The organism is Dankookia sp. P2, assembly GCF_050632255.1.
GTDB lineage: Bacteria > Pseudomonadota > Alphaproteobacteria > Acetobacterales > Acetobacteraceae > Paracraurococcus.
In genome coordinates this window covers 5,586,214-5,603,153 of the sequence record NZ_CP192581.1, presented here as the reverse complement: position 1 = coordinate 5,603,153, position 16,940 = coordinate 5,586,214, and the positions used below count along the sequence as shown (strand labels likewise).

Annotated in this window: 17 protein-coding genes and 1 pseudogene; 9 read left to right on the top strand and 9 right to left on the bottom strand. The window is 72.3% G+C overall.

Annotation, left to right across the window (positions count from 1 at the left end):
* Positions 1-903: a ketopantoate reductase family protein gene (locus ACQ86J_RS33275; protein ID WP_431268872.1), complete on the bottom strand. Its 903-nt coding sequence runs from the start codon at positions 901-903 to the stop codon at positions 1-3.
* Positions 885-3,980, bottom strand: a complete 3,096-nt coding sequence (locus tag ACQ86J_RS33270; protein ID WP_431268871.1) for an amidohydrolase — start codon at positions 3,978-3,980, stop codon at positions 885-887. Before ACQ86J_RS33270 ends, ACQ86J_RS33275 begins: the two co-directional genes overlap by 19 nt.
* Positions 3,981-4,149: 169 nt before the next feature.
* Here ACQ86J_RS33270 and ACQ86J_RS33265 point away from each other — a divergent pair, with 169 nt between their 5' ends.
* From ACQ86J_RS33265 to ACQ86J_RS33240, 6 genes are all read left to right on the top strand, one after another.
* The gene (locus ACQ86J_RS33265) at positions 4,150-5,133 is read left to right on the top strand and encodes a Bug family tripartite tricarboxylate transporter substrate binding protein (protein WP_431268870.1); all 984 of its coding nucleotides are present in this window, start codon (positions 4,150-4,152) and stop codon (positions 5,131-5,133) included.
* 152 nt (positions 5,134-5,285) lie between these two features.
* Positions 5,286-5,888 carry a hypothetical protein gene (locus tag ACQ86J_RS33260; RefSeq protein ID WP_431268869.1) on the top strand — a complete coding sequence of 201 codons (603 nt, stop codon included), beginning with the start codon at positions 5,286-5,288 and terminating at the stop codon, positions 5,886-5,888.
* Between the two features lie 31 nt (positions 5,889-5,919).
* On the top strand, positions 5,920-7,419 hold the full coding sequence (locus ACQ86J_RS33255) for a tripartite tricarboxylate transporter permease (RefSeq protein ID WP_431268868.1): 1,500 nt from the start codon (positions 5,920-5,922) through the stop codon (positions 7,417-7,419).
* A 107-nt stretch (positions 7,420-7,526) separates the two neighbouring features.
* Positions 7,527-8,285, top strand: coding sequence for an SDR family NAD(P)-dependent oxidoreductase (locus ACQ86J_RS33250; protein ID WP_431268867.1), 759 nt, complete (start codon positions 7,527-7,529; stop codon positions 8,283-8,285).
* A gap of 11 nt (positions 8,286-8,296) precedes the next feature.
* Positions 8,297-8,623 carry an antibiotic biosynthesis monooxygenase family protein gene (locus ACQ86J_RS33245; RefSeq protein WP_431268866.1) on the top strand — a complete coding sequence of 109 codons (327 nt, stop codon included), beginning with the start codon at positions 8,297-8,299 and terminating at the stop codon, positions 8,621-8,623.
* A gap of 69 nt (positions 8,624-8,692) precedes the next feature.
* Entirely contained in the window at positions 8,693-8,863 is a 171-nt protein-coding gene (locus ACQ86J_RS33240; protein WP_431268865.1) for a hypothetical protein, read from the top strand.
* A gap of 7 nt (positions 8,864-8,870) precedes the next feature.
* Here the strand turns inward: ACQ86J_RS33240 and ACQ86J_RS33235 are convergent, their stop codons facing one another.
* From ACQ86J_RS33235 to ACQ86J_RS33220, 4 genes and pseudogenes are all read right to left on the bottom strand, one after another.
* Positions 8,871-10,094 carry an MFS transporter gene (locus tag ACQ86J_RS33235; protein WP_431268864.1) on the bottom strand — a complete coding sequence of 408 codons (1,224 nt, stop codon included), beginning with the start codon at positions 10,092-10,094 and terminating at the stop codon, positions 8,871-8,873.
* A gap of 52 nt (positions 10,095-10,146) precedes the next feature.
* On the bottom strand, positions 10,147-10,410 hold the full coding sequence (locus ACQ86J_RS33230) for a PDZ domain-containing protein (RefSeq protein ID WP_431272624.1): 264 nt from the start codon (positions 10,408-10,410) through the stop codon (positions 10,147-10,149).
* Positions 10,296-10,727: a S1C family serine protease gene (locus tag ACQ86J_RS33225; RefSeq protein WP_431272623.1), complete on the bottom strand. Its 432-nt coding sequence runs from the start codon at positions 10,725-10,727 to the stop codon at positions 10,296-10,298. The genes ACQ86J_RS33230 and ACQ86J_RS33225 overlap by 115 nt, the downstream gene beginning before the upstream one ends.
* A 76-nt stretch (positions 10,728-10,803) precedes the next feature.
* Positions 10,804-11,085, bottom strand: a pseudogene (locus ACQ86J_RS33220) (trypsin-like peptidase domain-containing protein); the annotation flags it as partial.
* Between the two features lie 109 nt (positions 11,086-11,194).
* Between ACQ86J_RS33220 and ACQ86J_RS33215 the strand changes: the two are divergent.
* Positions 11,195-12,826 carry a Na+/H+ antiporter gene (locus ACQ86J_RS33215; RefSeq protein WP_431268863.1) on the top strand — a complete coding sequence of 544 codons (1,632 nt, stop codon included), beginning with the start codon at positions 11,195-11,197 and terminating at the stop codon, positions 12,824-12,826.
* 101 nt (positions 12,827-12,927) lie between these two features.
* The gene (locus ACQ86J_RS33210) at positions 12,928-13,602 is read left to right on the top strand and encodes a CBS domain-containing protein (RefSeq protein ID WP_431268862.1); all 675 of its coding nucleotides are present in this window, start codon (positions 12,928-12,930) and stop codon (positions 13,600-13,602) included.
* A gap of 62 nt (positions 13,603-13,664) precedes the next feature.
* On the opposite strand, the gene mscL is transcribed toward ACQ86J_RS33210, so the two are convergent.
* On the bottom strand, positions 13,665-14,153 hold the full coding sequence (mscL, locus tag ACQ86J_RS33205; RefSeq protein ID WP_431268861.1) for a large-conductance mechanosensitive channel protein MscL: 489 nt from the start codon (positions 14,151-14,153) through the stop codon (positions 13,665-13,667).
* A gap of 203 nt (positions 14,154-14,356) precedes the next feature.
* Between mscL and ACQ86J_RS33200 the strand changes: the two genes are divergently transcribed.
* Positions 14,357-14,989: a hypothetical protein gene (locus tag ACQ86J_RS33200; protein ID WP_431268860.1), complete on the top strand. Its 633-nt coding sequence runs from the start codon at positions 14,357-14,359 to the stop codon at positions 14,987-14,989.
* 49 nt (positions 14,990-15,038) lie between these two features.
* Here ACQ86J_RS33200 and ACQ86J_RS33195 read toward each other — a convergent pair whose 3' ends face one another.
* Positions 15,039-16,385, bottom strand: a complete 1,347-nt coding sequence (locus tag ACQ86J_RS33195) for a TRAP transporter large permease (protein WP_431268859.1) — start codon at positions 16,383-16,385, stop codon at positions 15,039-15,041.
* Positions 16,386-16,464: 79 nt separating this feature from the next.
* Entirely contained in the window at positions 16,465-16,782 is a 318-nt protein-coding gene (locus ACQ86J_RS33190; protein ID WP_431268858.1) for a TRAP transporter small permease subunit, read from the bottom strand.
* Positions 16,783-16,940: the final 158 nt, after the last annotated feature.

Here is a 16,940-nt window from a genome sequence, read left to right as displayed (position 1 = left end):
TCAGGCCGCCGGCCGCAGCGGGCCGGCGCCTTCTGCGGGCTGGTAGAGGCCGGCGGCCTCCGCCACCTGGGCCATCAGCGCCACCGTCAACGCCAGCATCGGCGCGGGCACGCCCTTCTCCCGCGCCAGCCGCAGCGGCACCTGGAACAGCGCATCGACCTCCATCGGCCGTCCGGCCTCGAGGTCCTGCAGGATGGAGGGCTTGTGGTGGATCTGCGCCGCCATCTCGATCCGCTCCGGCGCGCCGCCGGGGATGGGCTGGCCCATGGCGGCGGCGATGGCGATGCCTTCCTCGACCAGCTGGGTCGCCGCGGCGCGCACCACCGGATCGGCCAGGCTGTCCCGCATGGTCCGGCGGTTCAGCGAGCAGATCGGCCCGCTGAGCAGGTTGTTCAGCAGCTTGGCCCAGACCTCGACGCGGATCTTCTCCGAGACGCTGCAGGGCAGGCCGCCGGCCTTGAACAGCCCGGCCAGCGCCAGGGCGCGGTCGGAGCGGGTATTGTCCGGCTCGCCGATGATCAGCTTGCTGCTGGCGCTGGCCACCTGGGTGACGCCCGGCTCCGGCTGGGCGCAGGCGGAATAGATGACGCCGCCGATGGCGCGGGCCGGGCCGACCAGGTCCCAGACCAGGTCGCCCGGATCGGCCTCCGGCACCCGCCGCCCCTCCTCGGCGCCGCCATGGCTGGCGTAGTACCACCAGGGGATGCCGTTGGTGACGAAGGCCACCGGCGTCTCCGGCCCCAGCAGCGGGCCGATCGCGCGCGCCACGCTGCCGAGCGCCGGCACCTTGGTGCAGACCAGCACGGCATCCTGCGGGCCGAGTTCCGCCGGGTCGGCGGCCAGGCGCGGCCGCACCCGGATCTCGCCGTCCGGAGCGCGGACGATCAGGCCATTCGCCTGCATAGCGGCGAGGTTGGCGCCGCGCGCGACGATGGAGAGATCGGCGCCCCCTTGGCCAGCCGCCCGGCGAGATGGCCGCCGATCGCGCCGGCGCCGACGATGCAGACCTTCATGCGGCGCTTCCTTGCTTTGAGTGCAGCCCGGCCTCGATCGCCGCGCGGGGTGACCAGGGCGACCGAGAGGTCGAGCACCGGGGTGGGCACGCCCGCTTCCCGCGCCATTTGCAGCGGCACGGCGAAGAGCGCGTCGATCTCCATCGCCCGGCCCATGTCGAGGTCCTGCAGGATCGAGGGCCGGTGCGGGATCTGCGACGACCGGGCGATGCGGTCCTCGGGCGTCTGGCCGGTGATGGGGTGGCCATAGGCGGCGGCGATCGCCATCACCTCGCGCGCCGCGGCGATGGCGGCGTCGCGCACCACCGGGATGGACAGCGTGTCCCGCATCGAGGACCGCGCCAGCGAGCAGAGCGGCCCGTTCATCATGTTGCCGAGCAGCTTGGCCCAGACCGCGTTGCGGATGTCGGGCACCGCGAGGCCGCCCATGCCGCCGGCCTCGATCGCCCCCGCCAGCGCCCGCAGCCGCGGCGTCATGGCGCCGTCCAGCTCGCCGAGGATCACGCGGTTATCGGGCGCCAGCGCCTCGACATGGCCGGGGCGGGTCACCGTTGCCGAGGAATAGACCACGCCGCCCAGGGTGCGCGCGACGCCGACGGCCTTGCGCACCGCATCGCCGGGATCGAGCGCCGGCAGCCGCCGCCCTTCCTGCGGGGTACGGTCGAAATACCACCAGGGGATGCCGTTCATGACGAAGGCGACGGCGGTCTCCGGCCCCAGCAGCGGGCCGATCCCGGCGGCGACCGAGGGCAGCGCCGGCGCCTTTGTGGTGACGATCACCGCATCCTGCACGCCGAGCGCCGCCGGGTCGTCGCTGGCCCTGGGACGGCAATGCAGCGTGCCGTCCTTGGCAGCGACGCTGAGGCCATCCGCCTGCATCGCCCGCAGATGCGCGCCGCGGGCGACGACCGAGACCTCCGCCCCGCCCTTGGCCAGCCGCGCGGCGACATGGCCGCCGATCGCGCCGGCGCCGTAGACGCAGATCCTCATGCCACGGCCTTCAACTCGGGACAGCATGGCGGCGCCGGCCTCGACCAGGCGGGCGACGATGCGGGCGCCGTGCTCGGCACTGCCGGGACGGCTGTCGGCGCAGGCGACGCCGCCCGGCGCCACCTCCTCCACCTCCATCGGTACGTTGATCTCGACGCCCGCGACGCGGAGCGTGCCGAAATTGGCGACGGGCAGCCCGAGGATCGGCGGCACCGGGGCCTTCTCCCGCGCCGCCTCCGGATCGCAGAGGTCCGGCCGCAGCGCCAGCGCCACCGACCAGACGGGGTCGCCGCCATGGCCGAAGCTGGAAGGGCTGCCGCCGAGCTCGGCATGCAGGGAGCCGGCGATGCGCCAGAGATGCATGGCGGGAACCAGCAGGTCGTGCCGCCGCCGCAGCCCGCGCGCCGCGGCATCGACCGGGGCGATGGAGCCGGCATGGCCGTTGAGGATCAGGATGCGCCGCGTGCCGGTGCGGATCAGGGTGTCGCAGGTCTCCTCGACCACGGCCTGCAAGGTGGCGGGCGAGAGCACGATGCCGCCCGGGACGCATGAAAAGTAATCGACGCCGCCGAAGGGGATGGCCGGCAGCACCAGCGCATCGGTGCCCTCCGCGGCGGCCGCGGCGGCCATGCGGTCGGCCAGCGCCTCGGCCAGCAGGAAGTCGCCCATCGGCGCCTGCGGGCCATGGGTCTCGAGGCTGCCCATGGGAAACAGCACGGCGGCACCGGCAGCGAGCCGCCCGGCCACCTCGGGCGCCGTCAGTTCGGCAATCCGGTGGGTCACGCCAGGATGTCCAGCGCGATCCGGCTCAGCGCCTGTACGCCGAGGCCGATGCAGCGCTCGTCCGGCTGGTAGCGGTCGTTGTGCAGGTGGTCGTGCCGGCCGGAGCGCGCCGCTGCCGATCCGCAGCTGGAAGGACGGCACCCGCTCGGCGAATTCGGCGAAATCCTCGGCGCCCATGCTCGGGCGGCCCTCGGCCACCACGTCGCCGAGCTGCCGCGCCACCGCGGCGACGGCCGGGTCCAGCACGCTGTCGGCATTGATCAGCGGCGGCACGCCGCGGCGATAGGTCAGCGTGCTGGTGGTACGGTGCATTGCGTCCAGCCCGGCGGCGAAGCGGCGCAGCGCCGCTTCCGCCGCATCGCGCGAGGTCTTGTGCAGCGTGCGCACCGTGCCGCGCAGCTCGACCGTCTCGGGGATGATGTTGGGCGCGCTGCCGCCATGGATCATGCCGATGGTGACCACCGCCGGCAGCAGCGGGTCGATCTCCCGGCTCACCACGGTCTGCGCCGAGGCGATGAAGGCGCCGGCGGCGACGATGGGATCGACCGCCAGCTCCGGATGCGCCGCATGGCCGCTCTTGCCGCGGATCACCAGGTCGAAGCGGTCGGCGGCGGCGAGCGTCGAGCCGCGCACATAGCCGAAGCGGCCGACCGGCATGTCCGGCTGGTTGTGGAAGCCGAGCGCCATGTCGACGCCCTCCAGCACGCCGTCGGCGACCATGGCGGCGGCGCCGCCCAGCGCTTCCTCGGCCGGCTGGAACACAAGCACGACACGCCCGGCGAGTTGCGGCGCCAGATCCTTCAGCACTTCGGCGACGCCGAGCAGCGTCGTCGTGTGGATGTCATGGCCGCAGGCATGCATCTTCCCGGCGACGGTGCTGGCGAAGTCAAGCCCGGTTTCCTCATGGATCGGCAGCGCGTCCATGTCGGCGCGGATGGCAATGGTGGGACCCGGCCGGCCGCCCTCGATGGTGCCGACGACGCCGGTGCGGCCCACGCCGGTGCGGTGCGGGATGCCCAGCCGCGCCAGTTCGGCCGCGACGATTCCGGCGGTGCGGACTTCCTCGAAGGCCAGCTCGGGATGCGCGTGGATGTCGCGGCGGATCGCCACCAGCCCCGGCTCGATCGCCGCGACGGCGTCGCGGATGCGGGTCTCGGGGTCGTTGGAGAGACGTTCCGAACTGCTGGTCGACATGCTGGCATCCCGCGCGCTGAATCCACCCGGAGGATCGCGGCAAGCCCCCGGCTGTCCAGCGCCCGGCCCCGCTTCGTTCCGCGGAATTCCGCGGTGCAACAAGGCTGTGGGGCGGCTTGCCCCTCTCGGCATGCCATGCGATACGCAAGGCACCTGTCTGGGGAGGAGAATGTCCGGGATCCTGCCGCGCCGAGCCCTGCTCGTCGGCAGCGCCGCTTTGGCGCTGCCCTTGGCCGCGCATGCGCAAGGCGCACCGGCATTTCCGAGCCAGCCAATCCGCCTGGTGGTGCCCTTCGCACCCGGCGGCACCACCGACCTGGTCGCCCGGCTGCTGTCCCAGGGGCTGCAGGAGCAGCTCGGCCAGCCGGTGATCATCGAGAACCGGGCCGGCGCCGCGGCGACCGTCGGCAGCCTCGCGGTGGCGCAGGCGGCGCCCGACGGCCACACGCTGCTGATGTCGAACATCGCCAGCCATGGCGCGGCGCCCTCGCTCTATCGCAGCCTGCGCTACGACGCGGTGCGCGACTTCACCCATATCGCCCTGGTGGTCGACAACCCGCTGGTCTTCGTGGCGACGCCGCGCTTCCCGGCGGCGACGCTGGCCGATCTGGTGCGGCTGTCGCGGGAGGACGCGCGCGGGATCGACATCGCCTCCTCCGGCTCCGGCTCGACCAACCATCTCCTGATCCTGCATCTCGCCCAGGCGACCGGCGCGCATGTGAACCACGTGCCCTATCGCGGCGCCGGCCCGGCGATGACGGACACGATCGCTGGCGTGGTGCCGATGATGTCGGACAGCCTGCCATCCGCCGCCGCGCATATCCGTGCCGGCTCGGTCCGCCCCCTTGCGCTTTCGGCCGGGACAAGGCACCCCGCCTTCCCCACGGTGCCGACCTTCCGGGAACAGGGCGTCGATCTGGTCAGCTCATCCTGGTTCGGCCTCTCCGGCCCCGCCGGGCTGCCGCCGCCGGTGACGGAACGCCTGGCCGCGGCGGTGTCGGCAGTGCTGGCCGATCCGGCGCTCCGCGCCCGCTTCGCCGAGATCGGCGGGACGGTCGGGACGCTGGGGCCGGCTGGCTACACGGATTTCATCCGGGCCGAGGTCGCGCGCTGGGCACCGGTGGTGCAGGCCTCCGGCGCGCAGGTGGACTAAGGCCCAAGGGATCGGCAAGCGGTCCGCCCGGCGCAACCCCGGGGCGGATCGCAGGCGCAAGAGAAACCGGACCCCAGGTCCGGCAAGGGTGTCATTGGAAGTAAGCCGCGGGGCGCAGTCCCGGGGTGCTGGGAGCCGAGAAAGGTCGCCGCATGAAACTGAACGCGAAGGACGTCGCCTCGGGCGTCATCCTCATCCTGTTTGCCGCAGTCGCCCTGTGGCTGAACCAGGACCATGCCCTCGGCTCGGCCCGACGCATGGGCCCGGGCTACATGCCCATGCTGGTCTTCTGGGTGCTGATGGGCCTCGGCATCATCATCCTGGGCTCGGCCTTCTTCAACGGGCCCGACCCGCTGGAGCGGTGGTCGGGCGTCGACAGCGCCGCGCTCGCCGCGGCGATCGTCGCCGGCTACGGCACCTTCCTGGTGGCGCCGCATATCAGCTCCTTCTTCGAAACCAGCTACGGCAGCCTCGGGCTCGGCATGCTGGTCGGCTTCCTGGTGATCTGCTGGTCGGCACGCTGGCGGCTGATCGGCTATATCTGCGCCGGCCTCTGCATCTTCTGCCTGCTGCTGGAGAAGGGCGGGCTGCTGCTGGCGCTGCTCGCCACCATCATCATCGCCTGCCTGGCGGAGCCGGAGCACCGGCAGCGGCCGCTCGGCGTGCTCGGCGTGTCGATCTTCCTGCTCGCGCTGTGCTGGTGGGTCTTCATCAAGCAGCTCGACATCCGCGTGGCCGTCTGGCCGCAGTTCTAGCCACGGCGCCAGACAGAAGGACCGACGGGTAATGGATATCATCAACAACCTGGCGTTCGGGTTCGGCGTCGCGCTGAGCCTGCAGAACGTCCTCTTCGCGCTGATCGGCGCGCTGATCGGCACCGCCATCGGCGTGCTGCCGGGCATCGGGCCGGTCGCCACCATCTCCCTGCTGCTGCCGATCACCTTCGGCCAGCCGGCGACGACGGCGATCATCATGCTCGCCGGCATCTACTACGGCGCCCAGTATGGCGGCTCGACCACCGCCATCCTGCTGAACCTGCCGGGCGAGATCAGCTCGGTCGTCACCACGCTCGAGGGCTACAAGATGGCCCGCAACGGCCGGGCGGGCGCGGCGCTGGCGACCTCGGCGCTGGGCTCGTTCTTCGCCGGCTCGGTGGCCACCATCTTCGTCGCCGGCTCCGGCCCGCTGCTCACCTCGGTCGCGCTCTCCTTCGGCCCGGCCGACTACTTCTCGCTCATGCTGCTCGGCCTCATCATCTCGGCCGTGCTGGCGCAGGGCTCGGTGGTCAAGGCGATCAGCATGGTGGCGCTCGGCGTCGCGCTCGGCCTGGTCGGCACCGACGTGCAGACCGGCCAGCAGCGCTTCACCTTCGGCATCCCGGAACTGTCGGACGGCATCAGCTTCGTGGCGCTGGCCATGGGCATGTTCGGCATCGCCGAGATCATCCTGAACCTTGAGCGGCCGGAATCCCGCTCGGTGCTGAAGACCAAGGTCGGCAGCCTCTGGCTGACGCGTGAGGAATGGAAGCGCGCCACCCCGTCGGTGCTGCGCGGCACGGTGCTGGGCTCGGTGCTCGGCATCCTGCCCGGCGGCGGCGCGGCGCTCGCCTCCTTCGGCTCCTACATGATGGAGCGGAAGGTCTCGAAGGGCCGGCACCTCTTCGGCACCGGCGCGATCGAGGGCGTGGCGGGGCCGGAGGCGGCCAACAACGCCGCGGCGCAGACCAGCTTCATCCCGCTGCTGACCCTCGGCATCCCGGCCAATGCGGTGATGGCGCTGATGGTGGGCGCGCTGATCATCCAGGGCATCCAGCCGGGCCCGCGCATGGTGGAAGCGCAGCCGGACCTCTTCTGGGGGCTCATCGCCTCCATGTGGATCGGCAATGTCATGCTGCTGGTCATCAACCTGCCGATGATCGGCATGTGGGTGAAGCTGCTGCAGGTGCCCTACAAGTTCCTCTACCCGGCGATCCTGGTGTTCTGCGCCATCGGCGCCTACTCCGTGAACAACAACGTCTTCGACGTCTACTCGACGGCGATGTTCGCGGTGATCGGCTACCTCTTCAACAAGCTGCGGCTGGAGCCGGCGCCGCTGCTGATCGGCTTCGTGCTCGGCCCGATGATGGAGGAGCACCTGCGGCGCGCCATGCTGCTGTCGCGCGGCGACCCGATGATCTTCGTCCAGCGCCCGATCAGCGCGACGATGCTGGCGATCGGCGCGGTGGCGCTGGCGGCGATGCTGCTGCCCAACCTCCGCAAGGGCAAGGACGCGGCGCTGGCCGGCTGACCCCGGCCGTCGCGCGCGAAGACAGGCAAGCCGCCCCGGGCAACCGGGGCGGCTTTCCTTTGCCCGGGGCGGACGCAGGCTGCGCCGCGGAAACGGAGAGCCTGCGGATGGACCTGCATCTCACGGGCAAGGTGGCGTTGGTCACCGGTGCCTCGGCCGGCATCGGCCGGACCATCGCGCGGATGCTGGCGGCCGAGGGCTGCCGCCTGGCCATCCTCGCCCGCCGCCGGCCGCTGCTGGAAGCGCTGGCGGAGGAACTCCCCGCCGGGGCGGAGACCCTGATCGTCGCCGAGGACCTGACCGACCCCGAGGCGGCGCTGCGCATCCGCGACGCCGTGCTCGGCCGCTTCGGCCGCTGCGACATCCTCATCAACAATGCCGGCGGCAGCCGCGGCCAGCCGCCCGGCGAGCTCGGCCCCGAGGCGGTCTGGCAGGAGGCGATGGAGCTGAACTTCCACGCCGCGCGGAGGCTGACCCATACGCTGGTGCCGGCGATGCGGGCGCAACGCTTCGGCCGCATCGTCAACATCACCGGCCCGGACGAGCCCTTCAGCATCAACCCGGCCAATGCGCCGAACGGGGCCACGCATATCTGGGCCAAGGCGCTGTCGCGCGAGGTCGGGCGGGACGGTATCACGGTGAACTCCATCCCGCCCGGCCGCATCCGGTCCGAGCAGATCGACGCCCGCGTCATGCCGGACGAGGCGAGCCGCCGCGCCTGGGCGGAGCGCGAGGTCCCGGCGGGCTATATCGGGCAGCCGGAGGACCTGGCGGTGCTGGCGGTGTGGCTCGCCTCGCCGCTGGCGCGCTACATCACGGGCCAGGTGATCCATGTCGATGGCGGCACCCGCCGCGCGAGCAGTTGAGGAGAATGCCGATGTTCATCGCCATGAACCGCTTCAAGGTCGCCCCGGGCGCGGAAGCCGAGTTCGAGACCCTGTGGAAGAGCCGCGACAGCCAGCTGCACACGGTGCCGGGCTTCGTCGAATTCCACCTGCTGAAAGGGCCGGCGAAGGACGGGCACGTGCTCTACGCCTCCCACACCACCTGGGTCTCGAGAGCGGATTTCGAGGCCTGGACGAAGTCGGAGGCCTTCCGCATGGCGCACCGCAATGCCGGCACCACGAAGCCGCTCTATCTCGGCCCGCCCGGATTCGAGGGCTTCGAGCCGGTGCAGACCCTGGCGAAGGGGACCGCTGGATAGCCACGCCGGCTTGCGCTGCGGCAAGGCGCGCGGCGCGGCGCCGGCGCAGGCTCGGGCCGGCAGAGAGGAATGGAACCATGTGGGCAAGGCTGGTGCTGGCGGCGGCCGGCGCGATCACCGCCATCTTCGTCGCCCGCGACGCACCGAGATTTCGACGTGATCGAGGGCATGGTCGGCATCGCCCTGATCGCCGCGGTGGTGGTGGCCATGGTGCTGCTGAGCTGGCGTCGCGGGCGTTGACGGCGCCCTACCCCTCCAGCCGTTCCAGCCGCCGCAGCTCCGGGAACAGCCGCATGAACAGGGCGGCGACCAGCAGCGTGCCGACGCCGCCCAGCACCGCGGCCGGCATCGCGCCGAGCAGCGCTGCGACCGAGCCGGCGCGGAAATCGCCGAGCTGGTTGGACGCCCCGACGAACAGCGAGTTCACCGCCGAGACCCGGCCGCGCATCTCGTCCGGCGTCCGCAGCTGAACGAGCGAGGACCGCACCACCACGCTGACCACGTCGGCCGCGCCGACCACCGCCAGCGCCAGGCAGGACAGCGCGAGGTTCCCCGACAGCGCGAAGACCACCGTCGCCAGGCCGAAGGCGCCGAGCGCCGCGAACATCCGCGGCCCGACCGGCGCCCGCAGCGGCCGGTTGGCCAGCCAGACCGATGTGGCCAGGGCGCCTACCGCCGGCGCCGCCCGCAGCATGCCAAGCCCGGCCGGCCCGGTGCCGAGGATGTCGCGGGCGAAGATCGGCATCAGCGCCACCGCCCCGCCCAGCAGCACGGCAAAGAGGTCGAGCGAGATCGCGCCGAGCACGATCCGGTGCCGCAGGACGAAGCCGAAGCCCTCCAGCAGGCCGGCAAGGCCAGGACGCTCGACGCCCGGGACGCGGTGCGCCGGGCGGATCGCCGCCGCCGCGCTGCCGCCGACCAGCAGCAGCGCCGCCGCCGTGCCGTAGGCCGCCTGCGGCCCCAGCGCATAGAGCAGCCCGCCCAGCGCCGGGCCGAGGATCTGCGCGGTCTGCGTGGCGCTCGCCGACCAGGCGGCGGCGCGCGGGAAGAGCGCGCGCGGCACCAGGCCCGGCAGCAGGGAGGCCATGTTCGGCGCCTCGACCGCCCGGGCGCAGCCGATCAGGCCGATCAGCAGGAACATCGCCTCCCGCCCCAGCCAGCCCTGCAGCGTGCCCGCCGCCAGCAGCGCCGCCAGCACCGCCACCGTACCCTGGCAGCAGGCGACGATCAGCCGGCGGTCGCCGCGATCCGCGAGCCAGCCGGCCGGCAGGGTCAGGACGAGGACCGGGATGGATTGCACCAGCCCGACCAGGCCGAGATCCAGCGCCCGGCCGGTCAGCGCATAGAGCTGCCAGCCCACCGCCACGGCCAGCATCTGGAAGCACAGGGTGGAGAGGACGCGGGACGTCCAGAACAACAGGAAGGGACGATGCCGCAGGATGTTCGGCACCTCCCCGGACGTCTCCGACACCAGCGATTCCCCCGGGATGCCGGGCCACCTTACCGGTGATCCGCCCGGCGCGTCAGCCGCGCTCGGCCGGCACCACGCGCAGACGGCGCGGGTCGCCGCGGCGCAGCAGCAGCACCTCGGCCGCCTCCCCCACCCGCTCGCCGGTCAGCCAGCGCAGCAGCGCATCGACGCCGGTGACCGGCAGGCCGGCGATGGTCAGGATCAGGTCACCGCGCTCGATCCCCGCCCGCGCCGCCGGGCCGCCGGGCTGGACCGCCGCGACCAGCAGCCCGGTCGCCTGCTCGACGCCGAGCGGCCGGGCGAAGCGGCGCGGCACCACCTCCGCTGCCCGGTCAGCCCGAGCGCCGCCCGCCGTACCCGGCCGAAGCGCACCAGCTGGCCGAGCACGAGCTGCGCGGTATTGGCCGCGACCGCGAAGCACAACCCTTGGGCGCCGGCGATGATGGCGGTGTTGATGCCGATGACACGGCCGGCGCTGTCGACCAGCGCGCCACCGGGATTGCCGGGGTTCAGCGCCGCGTCGGTCTGCACCAAATCCTCGATCGGCCGGCCTCCCCGCCCGGCCAGGCTGCGGCCGACCGCGCTGACCACGCCGGCCGTGACCGTCGAGGAGAAGCCGAGCGGGTTGCCGATGGCGACGGCGAAGCTGGCCGACGCGCAGCGCCGCGCTGTCGCCGAGCTCGGCCGCCGGCAGCGCCGCGGCGCTCTCGGCCCGCAGCAAGGCGAGGTCGGTATCGGCGTCGGCGCCGAGCAGCCGGGCGGCGAAGGGGCGGCCCTCGGTCGCGGTCACCTGCAGGGCGACCGCCGCGCCGACCACATGCGCATTGGTCAGGATCAGCCCGTCCGGCGAGACCACCACGCCCGAGCCCGCCCCTTGGCCGGCCGCGACATGCACCACCGCCGGCCCGACCCGGTCCACCGCCGCGACCACCGCGCGGGAATAGGCATCGAGCAGGACGGCATCGTCCGGGGCGTAGGGGATGTCCAGCATGATGGCCCCCAGATGGGCAGCCGGACCGTGGCGCACCAACCCGGCCATTCGGCCGAGCCCTGCGGGCAGGTGATGTGCGACGCGCACCAATCCGCGATAGGGACGCCGGATGGACCTCGTCGAAGCCCTTCTCGCCCTTGTCGCCGCCTGCATCGGCTTCGCTATCCTCGCCCGCCGCCTGGCGCTGCCCTATGCGGTCATCCTGGTGCTGGGCGGGATGGCGCTGGCCTTCATCCCCGGCCTGCCGGAGATCCGGCTGAACCCGGAACTGGCGCTCGCCTTCTTCCTGCCGCCGCTGCTGCAATCCAGCGCCTGGCGGACCGACTGGCAGGCCTTCCGGCACAACCTGCGACCGATCCTGGCGCTGGCCCTCGGCGCCGTGCTGTTCACCGCCTTCTGCGTCGCCGGCGTCATGCGGCTGCTGCTGCCGGACATGCCCTGGTCGGTCGCCATCGCGCTCGGCGCCATCGTCGCCCCGCCGGATGCGGTGGCGGCCGAGGCCGTGCTCTCCCGGCTGCGGCTGCCGAAGCGCATCGTCACCGTCCTGCAGGGCGAGAGCCTGGTGAACGACGCCTCCTCCCTCGTGCTCTACAAGCTGGCGGTCGCCGCCGCGGTGGCCAGCACCAGCGTGATGCCGGCCGAGGGCGCGGTCTCCTTCCTGGCGCTCGGCGCCGGGGGCATCGGCATCGGCTGGGTGGTCGGCAAGTTGACCATCGAGGCCTTCCGCCGGCTCGACGACCCGGTGCTGGAGGTGACCACCAGCTTCCTCGCGGCCTATGCCGCCTATCTGGCGGCGGAGGCTGCCGGGGTCTCCGGCGTGCTCTCGGTGGTGACGGCGGGTATGCTGATGGGCCGGGCGCAGCACGCGCTGCTGTCCTCCCGCAGCCGGCTCGGCGCGCAGGCGGTCTGGGGCTTCGTCGAGTTCATCCTGAACAGCCTGATCTTCAGCCTGATCGGCCTGCAGCTCAGCCATGTGTTGGCGCGGATCGCCGGCCGCGGCTCGGAGCAGCTGCTCATGCTCGGCCTGGCGGTCTCCGCCACCGTCATCGTCGCGCGCTTTCTCTGGGTGTTTCCCGCCAGCTGGCTGCCGCGCCAGGTGGCGCGGATCCGCGAGGTCGACCCGCTGCCGCCCTGGCAGCATTCCGTCATCATCTCCTGGGCCGGGATGCGCGGCGTGGTCAGCCTGGCCGCGGCGCTCGCCCTGCCCTTCGCCGTGCCGGAGCGCGACCTGCTCGTCTTCCTTGCCTTCTGCGCCATCCTGGCGACGCTGGTGCTGCAGGGGACCACGCTGGAATGGCTGATCCGCAGGCTCGGCGTCGAGCTGCCGCCGCATGACGGCGGCATCGACCCCGAGGAAGCCGAGGGCCGCCGCATCATCGCCGCCGCGGCGCTCGAGGAGATCCAGGGCTGGCTGGAGGACCCGCTGGAGGGCGCCATCGCCCGCGACCTCCTGCCGGAATACCAGGACCGCGCCGGCCACCTGAACCGCACCGCGGCCAATCGCGGCGCCGCGGCGGCCGAACGCTCGGCCCGGCGGCGGCTGCGGCTGGCGGCGCTCGAGGCCTCACGCGAGCGGCTGATCGGACATGCCGAGGCTGGGCTGCTGCATGCCGAGGGGCTGCAGAAGCTCGAGCAGGAGCTGGACCTCGAGGAGCTGCGGGTCCGCGCCGTGCTGGGCGACGAGCGCAGCGCGGCGGAGAGGGCGGCGGCCCGGGCCCACCGGCGCTCCGCCGCGGGCTGATCCCGCCGGGTTTGACCCGGCGCAAGGCGGCTGCTGCGCAGGCGGTGCAGTCTGCCCCGACCGGCGGGCCTGGCCCGCCAGCCGCAAGGAAGGGCAGCACGATGAAGGTCCGCGACGTCATGACCCGGAAGGTCGTCTCGGTGCCGGCGGACACCCCGGCGATGGCGATCGCCCGGCTGCTGGCGGACCGCGGCATCTCCGCGGTGCCGGTGACCGACAGCTGGGGCATGCTGCTCGGCATCGTCTCCGAGGCCGACCTGATCCGCCGGCTGGCCAGCAGCGACCCGCCGGAGCCTGGCTTCTTCCGCGCGCTCTTCTACAACCGGGAACAGGCGGCGGCGCGCTACGCCGCGGTGCATGGCGCCACCGCCGAGGAGATCATGACGCGCGAGGTGGTGACGGTGACCGAGGAGGTCACGGTCGAGCACGCCGCGAGTCTGATCGAGGCGCACAAGGTCCGCCGCCTACCGGTGGTGCAGGACGGCGTGCTGGTCGGCATCCTGTCCCGCGCCGACCTGCTGCGGGCGCTGCTGGTGCCGCCGCCGGAGACCTCGGACGAGACGATCCGCGCCGCGGTGGCGGCGGAGATCGCCCGGCTGCCATGGGCGGATGCGCCCTACGTCTTCTTCGACGTCGAGGATGCGGTGGTCTCGCTCTATGGCTTCTGCCATTCCGCCGCGGTGCGGAAGGGGCTGGAGGCGATCGCCGCCGGCGTGCCGGGGGTGCGGCGGGTCGAGGACCGGATCACCGACGCGGCGCTGCAGTCCCGGGCCTGAGCGAAGGACGCGGCGCTGCGCGGCGGACCTGACGCTTTCGCCGGCCGGTCCGCCCACCGGCCTCACGCGCCGCGCGCCATGCCCCGGTCGCCGGACCGGCTGTCGCCGTTCTGCGCCTTCAGCTCGTCGCGTATCTCGGCCAGCAGCTTCTCCGTCGGCGTGGCGACCGGCGCCGCCTTGCCGATCTCGTTCAACCGCAACTTCGACAGTGCCTTCACCACCCAGAAGATGGCGAAGGACACGATCAGGAATTTGATGATCGTGTTGAGGAAGCTGCCGATGGCGAGCACCGCGGCACCACCGTCCCGCGTCGCCGCCAGGGAGGCGCGGCGCTCGCCGCTCAGCACCACGAAGATGTTGGAGAAGTCCACGCCGCCGATGGCGAGGCCGATCACCGGATTGATCAGGTCCTCGACGAAGGAGGTGACGATGGTGGTGAAGGCTGCGCCGATCACCAGACCGACGGCCAGGTCCACCACGCTGCCGCGCATGATGAAGGCCTTGAACTCGCGCAGCCAGGCGGGCTCGTGGAGGGAGATGGGAGGTTGCATGCGGGACGACTCCATCGGACAGGGCAGCAACACCCTGCAACCGGCATCGTTCCGTCGCCAGGATCGTCCTGCACGCCGCCGCTGCCGGCCTGGGGAGCAACCAAGCCGGGGCAGGCACGTTCCGGCCTGTGCGGGCAGGCGCGGGCGCCAGGCTGGCAGCAGATCTGGTGGCGTCGGCCCTCCCACAGCATGAGGAGCGCGACATGATTCGCACACTGGTCGGAGCCGCGGCACTGGCAGTGACGCTGGCCGCCTGCGGGACCAACAGCACGGATCGCACCACCGGCGGCGCTGCCGCAGGGGCCGCGACCGGTGCCGGCATCGGCGCGCTGGGCGGGCCCGTCGGCGCCCTGGCCGGGGCGGCGATCGGCGGTGGCGCCGGCGCCATCACCGGCGCGACGACCTCCCCTAGCGACGTGAATCTCGGCAAGCCGGTCTGGAGCAACCCTGAGGTCCGCACGCCGCTCGACGAGGGTCACGGCAAGCGCAGCGCCAGCCACAACCGCAGCGGCCACAGCCAGACCGCGCAGAGCCGGGCGGCGACGCGCGACGCGCGTGACCGTGCCTATATGGGCGGCGGCATGGTCAGCGGAGGCAGCACCAGCGGCACAGCCGCGACCGGAACTGCGGGGACGGGCAACACCGCGGCGAGCAGCGGCGCGACGGGCAACAGCGCGACCGGCGCCACCACCAGCACCACGCCGACCGCCGCCGGCGGCACCGGCAGCGCGGCCGGGACCGGTGCCAGCGGCGTCGGCAACACCGGCTCGACCGCCGGCATCGGCACGCCACCATCCGGCACGACCTCCCCGGGCAGCGCGACCTCGGTCCGGTAGGGCCTGCATCGCGCCCTCCCCGCCGGCCGCGGGGGAGGAGTGCGGGCGGCTAGCGCGCCAGCAGCCAGTCCGGCAGGCCTGTCACCAGCGTCACCGGGAAGAGCGTGCAGAGCACGACGGTCAGCACCAGCATCAGGAAGAAGGGCAGCGAGGCGCGCGCGACCTCGGTCTGCTCTTTCCCCGTCATGGTCTGCATGACGAAGAGGTTGAAGCCGACCGGCGGCGTGATCTCGGCGATCTCGACCAGCAGCACGATGAAGATGCCGAACCAGACGAGGTCGAAGCCGGCCTGCTGCACCAGCGGGATGACGATCGAGGTGGTCAGCACGATCATCGAGACGCCGTCGAGCGCGGTGCCGAGGATGACGTAGACGATCGTCAGCACCGCGATCAGCCCATAGGGGCCGAGATGCAACGCGGCGACGCCCTCGGCGAGCGCCGCCGGGATGCCGGTCAGCGCCATCGCCTTGGTCAGGAAGGCGGCCCCGGCCAGGATGAACATGATCATGCAGGACAGCCGCGTCGCGCCCTTCAGGCTGTCGAGGAAGTTCTGCCAGGTCAGGATGCGCTCCCCGGCGGCAATGCCGAGCAGGGCGAAGAAGCCGAAGGCCGCCGCCTGGTGCAGCACGATCAGGCCGGAGAGCCAGAGCAGCGCGCCCGCCGCCAGCACGCCGAAGCCGACGCGGCGGCCGAGCGCCATCAGCAGCGAGCCCAGCACGCCGAAGGCCGCGGCCTCGGTCGCCGTGGCCCAGCCGGCGAACATGGTGCCGATCACCACGATGATGAGGATGGTGCAGGGGATGAGCTGCGCCGACTGCTTCATCTTGGCGGCGAAGGACATGCGGGCGTCGCGCAGCGGCTGCTTGCCCGGGTTGAGCAGCGCCCAGACCACGATATAGCCGCTGAACAGCAGCATCACGAGCAGGCCGGGGATGCAGCCGGCGATGAAGACCCGGATGATCGAGACCTCGGCCGCCACCGCATAGACCACCATGATGATCGAGGGCGGGATGAGGATGCCGAGCGTCCCCGAGGTGGCGAGCGAGCCGATCGCCACGTCCTCGTCGTAGCCGCGGCGCTTGAGCTCGGGCAATGCGATCTTCGAGACGGTGGCGCAGGTCGCGGCGGAGGAGCCCGAGACGCTGCCGAAGATGCCGCAGGCGAGGATGTTGACGTGCAGCAGGCCGCCCGGGATGCGCCGCACCCAAGGGGCGAGGCCGTTGAACAATTCCTCGGACAGCTTGGTGCGGAACAGGATCTCGCCCATCCAGACGAACATCGGCAGCGCCGCCAGCGTCCAGGACCCGGTCGATTCCCAGAAGGCGGAGGCGAGGAAGAGCCCCGGGCTCGGATGCACGAAGGTCATCGCCACCCAGCCGACGGCGGCGAGCGACATCGAGATCCACAGCCCCGCGCCGAGCAGCAGGGCAGAGCAGGACGAGGAGCAGCAGGGCGAAGGTGAGCAGGTCCATGGCTCAGACCTCCGCCGAGAAGTCGCCGGCCGCGGCGCGTTCCTCGGCCGCCACCACGTAGCCGGGCTTCGATCCGCGCAACACGGTGACGAACTCGTCGAGGATGGCGACCAGCAGCAGCCCGGCGCCGAGCGGCATGGCGAGCTTCGGGATCCAGAGCGGGATGGCGACCGTGCCCTGCGCCACCTCCTCGATCTCCCAGGAGAAGAGCATGTCGGCGAAGGTCCAGCGGGTGACATAGGCCATGATGGCGGCGGCGAGCGCCAGGACCAGCAGCTCGGCGATCCGTCGGCCGGCGGGCGAGAGCCGGTCGATCCCCATGCCGACGCGGATCAGCTCTGCCCCGCTTGAAGGTTGCGGCCAGCGCGAAGAAGGTGGTGGCGACGCAGAGATAGGCGCTGATGTCGTCGGCGGCGGGCAATTGCCGCTCGAGCTCCCGCATCACCACCTGGGCCATCATGATGAGGAAGATGCCGAGC

Bases quoted from the DNA above. Each gene is read 5' to 3' on its own strand.
- ACQ86J_RS33275 (WP_431268872.1), bottom strand. From the start codon at position 903: ATGCAGGCGAATGGCCTGATCGTCCGCGCTCCGGACGGCGAGATCCGG.
- ACQ86J_RS33270 (WP_431268871.1), bottom strand. From the start codon at position 3,980: ATGTCGACCAGCAGTTCGGAACGTCTCTCCAACGACCCCGAGACCCGC.
- ACQ86J_RS33265 (WP_431268870.1), top strand. From the start codon at position 4,150: ATGTCCGGGATCCTGCCGCGCCGAGCCCTGCTCGTCGGCAGCGCCGCT.
- ACQ86J_RS33260 (WP_431268869.1), top strand. From the start codon at position 5,286: ATGAAACTGAACGCGAAGGACGTCGCCTCGGGCGTCATCCTCATCCTG.
- ACQ86J_RS33255 (WP_431268868.1), top strand. From the start codon at position 5,920: ATGGATATCATCAACAACCTGGCGTTCGGGTTCGGCGTCGCGCTGAGC.
- ACQ86J_RS33250 (WP_431268867.1), top strand. From the start codon at position 7,527: ATGGACCTGCATCTCACGGGCAAGGTGGCGTTGGTCACCGGTGCCTCG.
- ACQ86J_RS33245 (WP_431268866.1), top strand. From the start codon at position 8,297: ATGTTCATCGCCATGAACCGCTTCAAGGTCGCCCCGGGCGCGGAAGCC.
- ACQ86J_RS33240 (WP_431268865.1), top strand. From the start codon at position 8,693: ATGGAACCATGTGGGCAAGGCTGGTGCTGGCGGCGGCCGGCGCGATCA.
- ACQ86J_RS33215 (WP_431268863.1), top strand. From the start codon at position 11,195: ATGGACCTCGTCGAAGCCCTTCTCGCCCTTGTCGCCGCCTGCATCGGC.
- ACQ86J_RS33210 (WP_431268862.1), top strand. From the start codon at position 12,928: ATGAAGGTCCGCGACGTCATGACCCGGAAGGTCGTCTCGGTGCCGGCG.
- mscL (WP_431268861.1), bottom strand. From the start codon at position 14,153: ATGCAACCTCCCATCTCCCTCCACGAGCCCGCCTGGCTGCGCGAGTTC.
- ACQ86J_RS33200 (WP_431268860.1), top strand. From the start codon at position 14,357: ATGATTCGCACACTGGTCGGAGCCGCGGCACTGGCAGTGACGCTGGCC.
- ACQ86J_RS33195 (WP_431268859.1), bottom strand. From the start codon at position 16,385: ATGTCGCTCGCCGCCGTCGGCTGGGTGGCGATGACCTTCGTGCATCCG.
- ACQ86J_RS33190 (WP_431268858.1), bottom strand. From the start codon at position 16,782: ATGGGGATCGACCGGCTCTCGCCCGCCGGCCGACGGATCGCCGAGCTG.